This is a genomic window from Flavobacterium alvei, from assembly GCF_002920895.1.
In the GTDB taxonomy this organism is placed as follows: Bacteria; Bacteroidota; Bacteroidia; order Flavobacteriales; family Flavobacteriaceae; genus Flavobacterium; species Flavobacterium alvei.
On record NZ_PQVG01000008.1, the window covers coordinates 51939 to 63116 of the forward strand.

Annotated in this window: 14 protein-coding genes, 1 tRNA gene and 1 pseudogene; 7 read left to right on the forward strand and 9 right to left on the reverse strand. The window is 32.8% G+C overall.

Annotated features, from left to right (window positions below):
- The first annotated feature begins 46 nt into the window (after positions 1–46).
- Positions 47–688 (forward strand): rhomboid family intramembrane serine protease, encoded by a 642-nt coding sequence (locus C3L50_RS13745; RefSeq protein ID WP_103806758.1) that lies wholly within the window; start codon positions 47–49, stop codon positions 686–688.
- Between the two features lie 52 nt (positions 689–740).
- On the forward strand, positions 741–1433 hold the full coding sequence (locus C3L50_RS13750; protein WP_103806759.1) for an SIMPL domain-containing protein: 693 nt from the start codon (positions 741–743) through the stop codon (positions 1431–1433).
- Between the two features lie 213 nt (positions 1434–1646).
- Here C3L50_RS13750 and C3L50_RS13755 read toward each other — a convergent pair.
- From C3L50_RS13755 to C3L50_RS13780, 6 genes and pseudogenes are all read right to left on the reverse strand, one after another.
- Positions 1647–1727 (reverse strand) — tRNA-Tyr (locus C3L50_RS13755).
- 164 nt (positions 1728–1891) lie between these two features.
- Positions 1892–2278: pseudogene (locus C3L50_RS13760) on the reverse strand (TlpA family protein disulfide reductase); the annotation flags it as partial.
- 18 nt (positions 2279–2296) lie between these two features.
- A complete protein-coding gene (locus C3L50_RS13765) occupies positions 2297–3064 on the reverse strand; it encodes a DUF4369 domain-containing protein (RefSeq protein ID WP_103806761.1) in 768 nt (255 codons plus the stop codon).
- 177 nt (positions 3065–3241) lie between these two features.
- Complete coding sequence (locus C3L50_RS13770) at positions 3242–3481, reverse strand: hypothetical protein (RefSeq protein WP_103806762.1); 240 nt, start codon at positions 3479–3481, stop codon at positions 3242–3244.
- A 141-nt stretch (positions 3482–3622) separates the two neighbouring features.
- Positions 3623–4063 carry a KTSC domain-containing protein gene (locus tag C3L50_RS13775; RefSeq protein WP_103806763.1) on the reverse strand — a complete coding sequence of 147 codons (441 nt, stop codon included), beginning with the start codon at positions 4061–4063 and terminating at the stop codon, positions 3623–3625.
- A 130-nt stretch (positions 4064–4193) separates the two neighbouring features.
- Positions 4194–4442 carry a hypothetical protein gene (locus C3L50_RS13780; RefSeq protein WP_103806764.1) on the reverse strand — a complete coding sequence of 83 codons (249 nt, stop codon included), beginning with the start codon at positions 4440–4442 and terminating at the stop codon, positions 4194–4196.
- 92 nt (positions 4443–4534) lie between these two features.
- On the opposite strand from C3L50_RS13780, the gene C3L50_RS13785 reads away from it, so the two are divergent.
- Genes C3L50_RS13785 through C3L50_RS13800 form a run of 5 tightly spaced genes read left to right on the forward strand, consistent with a single transcriptional unit; the run spans position 4535 to position 6730 of the window.
- The gene (locus C3L50_RS13785) at positions 4535–5077 is read left to right on the forward strand and encodes a hypothetical protein (RefSeq protein WP_103806765.1); all 543 of its coding nucleotides are present in this window, start codon (positions 4535–4537) and stop codon (positions 5075–5077) included.
- On the forward strand, positions 5077–5229 hold the full coding sequence (locus C3L50_RS16365) for a hypothetical protein (protein WP_165784019.1): 153 nt from the start codon (positions 5077–5079) through the stop codon (positions 5227–5229). Before C3L50_RS13785 ends, C3L50_RS16365 begins: the two co-directional genes overlap by 1 nt.
- Before the next feature lie 2 nt (positions 5230–5231).
- Complete coding sequence (locus C3L50_RS13790) at positions 5232–5462, forward strand: hypothetical protein (protein ID WP_103806766.1); 231 nt, start codon at positions 5232–5234, stop codon at positions 5460–5462.
- Complete coding sequence (locus tag C3L50_RS13795) at positions 5455–5838, forward strand: YchJ family protein (RefSeq protein WP_103806767.1); 384 nt, start codon at positions 5455–5457, stop codon at positions 5836–5838. The genes C3L50_RS13790 and C3L50_RS13795 overlap by 8 nt, the downstream gene beginning before the upstream one ends.
- A gap of 40 nt (positions 5839–5878) precedes the next feature.
- Entirely contained in the window at positions 5879–6730 is an 852-nt protein-coding gene (locus C3L50_RS13800) for an EamA family transporter (RefSeq protein ID WP_103806768.1), read from the forward strand.
- 6 nt (positions 6731–6736) lie between these two features.
- Here C3L50_RS13800 and C3L50_RS13805 read toward each other — a convergent pair whose 3' ends face one another.
- From C3L50_RS13805 to C3L50_RS13815, 3 genes are read right to left on the reverse strand one after another with little or no spacing between them, the layout of a single operon-like run.
- Positions 6737–7669 (reverse strand): protein-glutamine glutaminase family protein, encoded by a 933-nt coding sequence (locus C3L50_RS13805; RefSeq protein ID WP_207764339.1) that lies wholly within the window; start codon positions 7667–7669, stop codon positions 6737–6739.
- Positions 7669–8535 carry a transglutaminase family protein gene (locus tag C3L50_RS13810; protein ID WP_103806770.1) on the reverse strand — a complete coding sequence of 289 codons (867 nt, stop codon included), beginning with the start codon at positions 8533–8535 and terminating at the stop codon, positions 7669–7671. The genes C3L50_RS13805 and C3L50_RS13810 overlap by 1 nt, the downstream gene beginning before the upstream one ends.
- Complete coding sequence (locus tag C3L50_RS13815) at positions 8525–11116, reverse strand: circularly permuted type 2 ATP-grasp protein (protein WP_103806771.1); 2592 nt, start codon at positions 11114–11116, stop codon at positions 8525–8527. The genes C3L50_RS13810 and C3L50_RS13815 overlap by 11 nt, the downstream gene beginning before the upstream one ends.
- Positions 11117–11178 lie beyond the last annotated feature (62 nt).

The following is an 11178-nucleotide window of genomic DNA, read 5'->3' on the forward strand; positions in this document are numbered from 1 at the left end:
ACAAATATTAATTAGATTTACATCTTAAAATACATTCAAATTAGTTATGGACTCACTTTTAATTGCAGTTATTGCCGCCACTTGTTTATTCAGTTACAAAGGATTTAATGATTTGGCATTTTTTAGAAAATATGAATTTCACATTGGTAGCATTCGTTCTGGCGAACAAATCCGAATGATTTCATCCGGTTTTTTGCACGCCGATTTGGGACATTTATTTTTCAATATGTTCACACTTTATATGTTTGCGCCTGTTGTGATTCAGTATTTTGGAAATACTTCTTTTTTATTAATTTATATGATTAGCCTTGTTTTTGGTAGCCTTCTGACCTTATTGATGCATAAAAACGACTATAGTTATAGAGCCATAGGGGCATCAGGAGCAGTGACAGGAATTTTATATTCGGCTATTCTGATTAATCCTAATATGAGTTTGTATTTATTTTTTATTCCCATTCCCATACCTGCATATCTTTTCGGTATTGGCTATTTATTGTATTCCATTTATGGAATGAAGGCCAAGAATGACAACATTGGTCACACGGCTCATTTTGGAGGTGCAATAGGAGGTTATTTGATTACATTGATAAAAGACCCAGATATGCTAACAAATAATACTTCTATGGTAGTGCTTTTAGCAATTCCTATTCTGATTCTATTTGTGATGACAAAATTAGGAAAGTTATAATTGGCACAAGATTTGAATACAGATTGTATAATCTAATTAAATTTATTTTAAAATGAAAAAAGCACTATTGATTCTAGGTATTCTATTTCTAACAATGTCAAATGCACAAGAGCAAAAGCAAATTCCGATGATAAATGTTTCTGGCGAAGGAAAAGTAAAAGTGGCTCCTGACCAAGTTTCGATTTCAATTTCAATTGAAACAAAAGGAACTAAAGCCGAGGACGTAAAAAGGGAGAATGATAAAAAAATGGATGGAATTTTAAAATTCATCAAGAAATCGAACATTTCAGCCGAAGATTTTCAAACCCAACGAATTTCCTTGAATCCAAATTATGATTACGAGAAAAAGAAATCTAATTACATAGCCACTCAGTCAGTTCAAATTTTGTTAAAAGATTTATCAAAATACGATACTTTGATGGAAGGCTTGGTTAATGAAGGAATCAACAGAATTGATAATGTTGAATTCAAATCTTCCAAATTGATACAATTGCAATCCGATGCTCGAAAATTAGCAATGAAAGATGCCAAAGCCAAAGCTGAAGATTATGTTTCTGTTTTAGGACAAAAAGTAGGGAAGGCCATATTGATTTCTGATAATTCACAAACCTATAATCCGCAACCGCAACCCCGAATGTATGCAATGAAATCGATGGCAATGGATGAAGCAACCCCAAAAGAAACCTTGGCAATTGGTGAAATCGAAATTGTAGCGAATGTAAGTGTGAGTTTCGTTTTAGAATAGCAAATAAGAAACTGTAGTAAATAAAAAAAGTCCTGAAATTTCAGGACTTTTTTTGTGGGGACAAGGTTTCCTAATTACGATTGGCTAGGAATGGTTTAATTTCTAAAAAAAAGTCGGATTATTTTCAATGATCCTTGAAGAGGAAACCTTGCACAAAAATAAAAACACATTTTTAATGAAGCAAGCTTCTTAAAAATGTGTCATTTATTCTTGTGGGGAGAGCAGGATTCGAACCTGCGAAGTTCACACAGCAGATTTACAGTCTGCCCTCGTTGGCCGCTTGAGTATCTCCCCAGAACCACTTTATTAGCGGTAAGCGGTTGCAAATATAATAACTGTTTTCAGGTTTCCAAATTATATTTCAACTTAATTTTAGATAAGTTTTTAATGTGTTGGTATTGAATAAAATAAAAAAATCTCCACTAGGGAGATTTTTTATATTCTATAAAACTTAAATGTTATTTAGATAAAAGCTCGGCTATTTTTGCTCTAAGTGCTTCGCCTTTTAAATCTTTTGCAATTAATTTACCCGAGGCATCTAGTATAAAAGGAGCAGGAATAACTTGAACTTGATATTGTGCGGCTATAGGTTCGTCCCAATATTTTAGATGTGATACCTGAGTCCAAACCAATTTATCTTTTGCAATAGCTTCTTTCCATTTAGCTGCATCTTTATCTAGAGATACCCCAATAATATTTAAACCTTTGGAATGAAAATCTTTGTAAAGGGCAACCATATTAGGGTTTTCAGCTCTACAAGGTCCGCACCAAGAAGCCCAAAAATCAACAATAGTTATCTTTCCTAAACTTTCTTTTAGACTAACTATTTTTCCCTCAGGATTTGGAGCTGAAAAATCAGAACTTCATTTAGCTGTACCCGGAGCTGCTTGAACTGGAGGCATTGCTCCAGCACCAACAGAAGGTGTTTTTGCGGCTTTAATTTTTTGTGAGATAGCTTTACCTGGTTTTGTTGTTTTTAATGATTCATCAAGACCATTATATAATTTTTCAACAGCTTTTATATCAACTGATGGATCGTTTGTCATTCCTTGAACAATCAATACACTGATGAATGATTTAGGATGAGATTCTGTATAGCTATTGTATTTCTTTTTAGATTCAGTAGTTACAACTTCTTGAAGTTTGTTATACTCTGCCATTAATTTATTGATAGTAGCAGTGTCATTACTTTGTTGTGCTTGAGACATTAATGGAGTGTTTTTCTTTTGGAAAGCCATTATCTCTTTTTGAATTTTTATAAGTTCTTCGTTAAAACTTACAAACTCATCATTATTGTATGTTCCAGAAACTTTAGATTTATTGATACTATCTTTATTAATTTCAATACTAATATCTCCATTTTCTAAGATAAAAGGAAATTTCCCTTGAACTCCTTCTACGTTTATCATATGAAATGAAGGTTCTGTAGCTTTTCCTGTGATTTCAAATTTTCCATTTTCTACTTTTACTGTATCTACGGCAATAAGACCCATTCCTGAAGCATCTTGTGTTTCCATAATTACGGTTTTACCATTTTCAATTCCTTTTGCAGTTCCTGAAATAGTGTACTTGGTTTTGCTACAAGAAATTAAAAGCACAGTAGCAGATAGTAATAAAATTATTTTTTTCATTATGATTAAGTTAAATGATTTAAGTGTGCAAAAGTATTTAATTTTATAAAATATCAATAATTTTAAGCCTTAAATTTTTGTTATAACTAATAAATAGTATTTCTCATTCAGGCACAAATGATTTTATGACTAGTTTTAGTCAAAAAATCAAATTATTGAAATATTAAGTAGAGTTTCCTAATTTGAAATTGGAATGTTTTTTGAGATACATTCTTGAATATTGTATTCAGCATGTTCAATTTCATTCAAAGTAATTCGAATATCCATGTTCAAGGTTCTTAATTCCTTATGTAAATTAGCACAGAAATCATTTGATTTAAGTTTAAAATTGATTTCATCTCTTTGTTTTTCCAGAATATCAAGTGCCTCTTTTGCTTTGTTGCGTTGTGAAATATATAGATTACAAGGGTCTTTCATAATGAGTAATTTGAAATAGTATTTAGGGTTGCTAACTTACTCAAAATAAAACCACTAAACAATTCTTACTTTGTTTTTTCGATGAACAACAAAAAAAACACCCCTAAAAGGAGTGTTTCTAAATATATTCTAGTAAACTGTTTAGTCTTGGTTGATAGTTTTTCTCCAAGTAAAAGAATTTAATATATGTCTTTTTGCAAATCTTCCTGGAGAATCAGCATTTACCATTTTTACGTAAGTAGCTTTAGGTACACTAATGTACTCATAAACACTACCGTTAGAGAAATTGATAATTAATCTTCCTTCAACAAACTTGTAATCAGTTATAGTTGCTGTAGAAATTGTTTCTGTATATTCTGGCAAGTTAGCTTTGATAGTTTCAGGGTTGATGCTTACTAAAAAGTGGTAGGCTTCAATAATTTTGGTACTGTTTTCTTCAGCAGCTTTCAAACCGGCTTCGTCTCCTTGAAATTTATCAGGATGCGATTCTTTCATCGCATTGCGATAAATGGTTTTTAATTCTTTTAATTCTACTGTTTTATCAACATTTAGCAGCTTGCGGTATTCAACTATTTTTTTCATAAATAAGATAACTACTTGTCTTTTACTATGGAATCAGTCTAATTTAGATCCAAAATCGACAATTTTTTGCAAAGGTACACTTTTTTTTAAGTTTTCAATTTTCGACTGAAAAAAAATCAATTAAAACTGATTATTGTTGCGGTTTGTTATTCGCTTTGTCAAAGTTTTTTGACTTTTTAGGATATGTATTGTAGTTGATATCACTTGGGTTTTCAATCACTGATTTGATAGTAACCCTATCGCCAAGTTTAAAATTGGCCATTACCATTTTGTAATCCAATAAATAGTCGCCACAAAAAAAGTTATTGTTTTCGTCTTGTTCAATGATTCCTGTGAAAACTCCTTTTTGAAGCATTTTTTCTTGTGAAGATTTGGTCATAATCGTTTTGTATTAAGTGAATTCTTGGTCGCAAAGTTAATCAATTATTGTTTGTCTTGCTTAATTCTGCGCATTCTGATTATCTTTGCAGGATGAACAAAGTATTTCGTCCGAGTCCTAATTCTTTTAAAAACACCTTTTGTGTATTTCAAGAACTACTGCCTGAAAAAGTTCAAGGAATGCCAATTCAATACGATAGCAAGTCGGGAAGTAAGTATTTTTATACCGAAGAAGGAATGTATCGATTGTCGAACCATTGGGGAAGATTGGCTAACAGCAAATGGCGATTGGAGCCAATGGAACCAGAAACTGCATCAAAAACAAAATTAGGTTTTGCTGCTTGGAGCGAATTTTATCCCGATAATGCCGAAGAAAAAATCTATTATTTAGAAGCTAATTTCATCAAAAAAACGGTTAATTATCAGCATAAAAATAATCCGAATTATGATAAAAAGGCGATTCTGCGAACGAGTTTTGAAACGACTAAAAAAATCAAACAAATTCGGAATTTATTTGCGTTAACTTCTTGGGCAAAATATTATGAATACGACGATTTGGATGAATTACGTGCAACAATAATCAATCAATTAATTTTTACCAATAAAACATTGGAAGAAATAAAAAGAGAACTATAATGGGAAGAAATAACGAAAGGAATATCAAAATACACAACGATAAACTGCACAAAGAACAGCAGAAAGTTAAGGCTGCCAAAGAGTTGCGCAAAGAAAAACTGAAACAAATCGTGAAAAAATTCAACGAAGATAAATCTTCAGAAAATAATTAATTATGGAAAAAAGTCAATTCGAAGAATTAAAAAACGGCGTTCAAGAAATTATAGATTTCATTGCAGCCAAAGACAATAAATCAGCCAACAATAAATTATTGGAAGTAAGCGATAAATTAGACGATTTTTTGGATCATACAGACGAAGACGAAGATTTAATCGAAATCAGTAAATATCAAGTACTTTTGAATCAATTGTTTAAAAAAATCAATCCAGAAGAAGAAGGTGAATAATTCAGTTCATTGCTTTTGTGGTTCAACAATTTCGTTTGAAGATTGTTGCCAAAAATACATCAATGGAAGCCAAAAAACCCCTACTGCTTTAGCCTTGATGAAATCAAGATATTCCGCTTATGCCACGCATCAAGCGGATTATTTGTTTGATACTACTCACATTTCCCAACGAAAATACTATTCTAAAGCCGATATTTTGAATTGGGCTACAGCCAATGAATGGCAAAAACTAGAAATCATTTCCTTTACAGAAACTACGGTGGAATTCAAAGCCTATTTTCTGGATAAAAATAAAACTGCCCAAGTACATTATGAGTTTTCTACTTTCAAACAAGAAAACGGTAATTGGTTTTATGTGGATGGAAAGTTTGAATAAACATTAGAGTTGAAGAACACTTCTTAAGAAAAAATAAATTATGGTATTCCTGATTTTAAGTATTATTTGCAGCGTGAGTGTGGGTGTTATTTTTAAAATAGCTCGCAACTATTCCATTAATATTCCTCAGATTATTGCCGCAAACTATTTAATAGCGCTTTCCCTTTGCTACTTTTTTTTTCGTCCAGATTTTGCTGAAATTGGAGAAGAGATTCCTTGGAAGATCTATTTTTCTCTTGGCGTTTTAATGCCTACTATTTTTCTTTTTTTAGCGGCTTCGATTAAAAATGTGGGAATCGTAAAAACCGATGCGGCTCAACGACTTTCGTTGTTCATTCCTATTTTGGCGGCTTGGTTACTTTTCGACGAAAAATTCAGCATTTTAAAAATAGCAGCTTTCGGGATTGCTTTTCCTGCACTTCTTTTCATTTTGAACAAACCTTCAGAAAAGACATCAAACAAATGGGTTTATCCTGCCATTGTTTTAATTGGATTTGGAATTATTGATATACTTTTTAAACAAATTGCCTTGTTCACAGATTTGCGATACACAACTTCTTTGTTTATCGTTTTTGGCTTGGCTTTGCCGATAATGCTGGTGGTGGTTGGTTATGAAATGGGGTTCAAAAAAGTAAAATTCGATTATAAAAACCTTCTTTTTGGAAGTTTGGTCGGTATTTTCAACTTTGGCAATATTCTGTTTTATCTAAAAGCACATCAATCTTTTGCCGAAAATCCTTCGACAGTTTTTGCGGGAATGAATATGGGAGTAATTCTCATTGGGAGCCTAACAGGTATCTTCATTTTTAAAGAAAAACTGTCCAAAATGAATTATGCGGGATTATTTTTGGCTTTGATTGCAATTGTATTAATTGTGTTATCACAACAATAATTCCAATTATTTGATGTTTTTTTGAAGTATAATTTCGTTTAAAGATGCCAATGCTTTTTTCCATTTATCAAGATTCAAGGAATAAATCGTGCGGTATTTTGAAATAATTTCCTGATGTTTGATTTGAAAGTCATTATTCATTTCATAATTCCAATTGTTATCTCTAAAAATGGTTTCGAAATTGAAAACATCTCCCACCAACATTTTATAATCTTTAACTAAATCTTGATGCTGTTCAGAATATAAAATGGGTTTGATTTCGGTATCATAAAATTCTATGGCAGTTTCGTTTACAGCCAATCCTTTTTCTACCCAATGTTGTTCTAGAGATTCTTCTTCATATTTAAAAAAATCAGTGATAAGTTTGTCTGCAAACCATTCTGGAAGTTTAATATTGGGTTGATTTGCATTTATTTCTTCATTAGAATCAAACTCTAATTGAGCATTAGTAATCATTGATGAATTGTATAAATACCATTCTGAATCCATAATTAAATAGATGAGTTTTTTGGTTTTAAGTTTGGCAAGCCAAGTTCTGTACCGAACAAATTCATTGGGAAATAGCCCCAAATCAATAACCATTTTTCGCACTTTGTTTCCAATTTGGACTTCTATTACAGGGGCTACGTGATAACGCCAATCGATGGTTCCTGTTGGAGAAATATTTTTTTCATCGATAAAAGAAATCAATTTACTATTGGAAGTAGAATAAACTGCTGGCGCAAAAGCCCAAATTTTGGCACATTGATACCCTTTCGATTCTAATAGCGAACTAATATAATGCGAAATATTATGACAATTAGCTTGTTGATAGTCATAAGGAATTCCAGATTCTGTAATTTCAGCAAATAAGGATTTTGCTGTATTTAGATCTAGTATTGATGCTTTATGCGACGTTAAAAGTGGATGCTTTTTGATGATGCAATTGTTTTGATTTATTACAAAGGTATAACATCTACTTCAACTTTTATTTTTTGTTCGCCAGAACTAAAAATAATTCCTTTTAGAGGCGAAACATCGGCAAAATCTCTTCCGTATGCCGTTACAATATGGCGCTGTTGCGGAATCATGTTGTTGGTGGGGTCAAATTCGCACCAGCCCATTTCTGGAATGTAAACAGATATCCAAGCATGAGAAGCATCAGATCCTTCTAATTTTACTTTTCCTTTTGGTGGCAGGGTTTCAATATAACCGCTTACATATTTTGCTGGAATTCCAACACTTCGCAAACTCGCAATTGCCAAATGGGAGAAATCTTGACAAACACCTTTACGTTCTTTAAGTACTGTTTTTAGTGGTGTATTGATATTTGTTGCACCCGATTTGAATTGGAATTCGGTATATATTTTTTTGATTAAATCTAAAACTGCTTCAAAAAGGGGAACATTGGGTCGTAAACAAGTTTCTGCAAAAGCTACAATTTCTTCGTCCCAACTGATGAATTGACTAGGTAATTGATATTGTAAAACTTCAATTTTCAGTGGACGATCGGTGGTGAATTTCACCCTAGCTTCTTCACAAGTGATGGTGCTCAAGGGTTGAACTTCATTTTTCAACACTTCAATTTCGCTAGAAACTGTAACTTTTAAGGATTTATGCGATTCGTGAAGCGAAAAATAATGCTGAATATTGCCAAAATAATCGGTTCGTGAATATATTTTAGAAGGTTTTGGTTCAATTTCTAATTGGAAATTTGTGCAAATTTGTTTGGCTGAATTACGAGGTTGCAAACACAAAATACTTTGATAATTGTGAACTGCGTTTGCATAAGTATAAAGAGTCTTATGTTTTAGTTTATATTTCATCTGTATCTCTATTTTCAAGGGTGTCTAAAGCGGAATGTTGCATCACAGAATGATTAAAATACAAACTGGATAAATTGGTAGAAACTTGACAAATCAGATCAAAAACTTGCGATATTGTTTTATCTAATTTCGGTCGAAATTGAGTGAATTCATCTACTTGTATTAATTCATCTGCATCAATTAGTTTGACTATAGTACATGCTTCCAAAGCTGATTTTTCGGCAATACTCAATCGATTAGGGTCATTGGCTTTAGGCAATTTTGACAAATAATAACAAAGAGTATCCAATAAATAAGAAAGGGTATAAGGCAAGTTTTTTTCCAAAAACACCATATTGACTACGGCTTTCAAACTCAAATGCGATTTGTAAATATTTCGATATTTGGCCAATAAATGGTGATTTTCTAGAATAGCTTCCATCAAAAGGGCCTCTTCTTCCTCTTTTTTCTTGAAATTTAATGTAGATCGAAAAACCGAAAGCAAGGATAAAATGCGTTCCACATTTTTACCAGTTTCTAACAAGTAAAAACCATTGTCACGAGGCAAAGTTTCATAGATATTGCCATAAAATGAAAACAGGCGAATATGTAATTTGTCTAAACCGTGGTTTACAAATGTTATGTTATTAGTGTTGGTGTTTTTTAGGGCAAAAAGACTGTCTTCCACCAAGTTGATAATTCGTCTTGTGTCGTGATTCCATTTTTCGCTAACTTGATTAATGGTGTTGAGCATAGACTGAAGATTATAAACTACCGAACCGGGTTTGGTCGAATCATTGATCAAAAGAAGTAATTCTTCTATAGGGTTTTCAAAAATGGCTTCGTTGTCAAAGACTTCTCCTAGTTTAGGCTCTTTCCCCACAAAACCAGGATAAGTTTGTGTAAGATGGGTCAAAGATTTAAGTAAAACGACTAAAAAATCGGGTTGTTTATTATCACTTTTAGTTACATTTTCGTTGAGACTATTCAAGATGATTTTCAGGAAACTACGCAATGCCATTGTTCTTTCGCACAAACGTCCTAACCAAAATAAATTTTCAGCATTTCGGCTGGTCAAAGAGTTGTTGAGTTGGTTGTTGGTGTTTTTTCGTTCTACAGACTTTTCGTGATATTCTGTTGGCGAATCCGAAATAATCCAAGTATCTTTTGAAATCCCTCCCAATTGGTTTGAAATTTCAAACTTTCCTTTCACGGCTGAACTTCTGGTTAAACCACCTTGCATAACAATATAATCTGTTTCATCGGCAATTAAAAATGCACGAAGAGCGGCAAATCGAGGTTCGATAGTTCCGTTGATAAAGGATGGCGTTGTTGATAAACTTACTTCCTCTTGGGCAACAAAATCTTTTGGGTTTTTGAGAATAAGTTTTTTTAAATCTTCGAGCTGTTCTTTGGTTAACAAACGACAATAAATGGATCTAAAACCTTGTTTCCTATTGGTTTTCTTAATGATTAATTTGGGCAAATTGGTTAGAACAAAATTCAATTCTTTGGCTTGACCACACCACCAAGTAGCCACTGAATTCATCAATAAAGGTTCTTTGAGAAGAAATTTACATGCATTTTGCATAAAAGCCATTAAACCATAATTCTCTAAAATACTAGTTCCAGGAGGATTCACCACCGATACATTGCCTAAGCGAATCACTTGTAGCAAACCAGGAATTCCTAGTAAAGAGTCTTTGCGTAATTCTAATGGGTCACACCAAGTGTCGTCCAATCGTTTGATAATTACATCAACCCGTTCGAGTTGGTCAATAGATTTAAGCCAAACAAAACCATCCCGAACCAATAAGTCATTTCCTTGAACTAGGGTATATCCTAAATAGGAGGAAAGGTAAACGTGTTCAAAATAGGTTTCGTTTCCGGGACCTGGAGTCAAGAAAACTACATTTGGATTTTCATTAGAATTATTCCCTAGTGTGTCAACGGTTTGCTGCATTTGACTGAAGTAGGGTGAAAGTCTTTTTCTATACGTTTTTTTGTTGAGTTCAGGAATTACCTTACTCATTACAATTCGGTTTTCGAGAGCATAACCTGCACCCGAAGGCGCTTGGGTTCGGTTGTCTAGAAGCCACATTTTTCCGTCGGGACCACGAGCCAAATCAACAGCATAATTCAATAATTGTTTGTTGTGTTTTTGTCTAATGTCAAAACAAGGCAAAAGAAAACCTGAATTATCAAACACTAATTCGGCAGGTATAATGGCGTTTTTAATTAATGTTTGAGGGCCATAAAGGTCTTTCAAAATCAAATCTAGCAATCGCGCTCTTTGTTTTAACCCTTTTTCAATCGTTTTCCATTCCGATTCGTGAATTAAAAACGGAATAGGATCTAGTTTCCATGCTCGATTCGAATTTTTGTTGGAATCATAAATATTGTAGGTAACTCCGTTTTCCTTTAATTTTTTTATGATTTCTTCATTGCGCAAATTAAGTTCCTCGATGCCGATGGATTCTAAAGTATCAAAAAGCCCTTTCCAATAAGGCTTTACTTGACCATTCTGGTCAATCACTTCGTCGTATGAGTTGATGCTTTCTTTATATGTGTTGAGTAATCCCAATGAAATATCTTGAATCATTTGTTAATATTGAATGATTTACATGTATTTTGGTTTGCAAAATAATAGTTTTAAAACAAACC

Coding starts and splice junctions, on each gene's coding strand:
- C3L50_RS13745 (WP_103806758.1), top strand. CDS start 47: ATGGACTCACTTTTAATTGCAGTTATTGCCGCCACTTGTTTATTCAGT.
- C3L50_RS13750 (WP_103806759.1), top strand. CDS start 741: ATGAAAAAAGCACTATTGATTCTAGGTATTCTATTTCTAACAATGTCA.
- C3L50_RS13765 (WP_103806761.1), bottom strand. CDS start 3,064: ATGAAAAAAATAATTTTATTACTATCTGCTACTGTGCTTTTAATTTCT.
- C3L50_RS13770 (WP_103806762.1), bottom strand. CDS start 3,481: ATGAAAGACCCTTGTAATCTATATATTTCACAACGCAACAAAGCAAAA.
- C3L50_RS13775 (WP_103806763.1), bottom strand. CDS start 4,063: ATGAAAAAAATAGTTGAATACCGCAAGCTGCTAAATGTTGATAAAACA.
- C3L50_RS13780 (WP_103806764.1), bottom strand. CDS start 4,442: ATGACCAAATCTTCACAAGAAAAAATGCTTCAAAAAGGAGTTTTCACA.
- C3L50_RS13785 (WP_103806765.1), top strand. CDS start 4,535: ATGAACAAAGTATTTCGTCCGAGTCCTAATTCTTTTAAAAACACCTTT.
- C3L50_RS16365 (WP_165784019.1), top strand. CDS start 5,077: ATGGGAAGAAATAACGAAAGGAATATCAAAATACACAACGATAAACTG.
- C3L50_RS13790 (WP_103806766.1), top strand. CDS start 5,232: ATGGAAAAAAGTCAATTCGAAGAATTAAAAAACGGCGTTCAAGAAATT.
- C3L50_RS13800 (WP_103806768.1), top strand. CDS start 5,879: ATGGTATTCCTGATTTTAAGTATTATTTGCAGCGTGAGTGTGGGTGTT.
- C3L50_RS13810 (WP_103806770.1), bottom strand. CDS start 8,535: ATGAAATATAAACTAAAACATAAGACTCTTTATACTTATGCAAACGCA.
- C3L50_RS13815 (WP_103806771.1), bottom strand. CDS start 11,116: ATGATTCAAGATATTTCATTGGGATTACTCAACACATATAAAGAAAGC.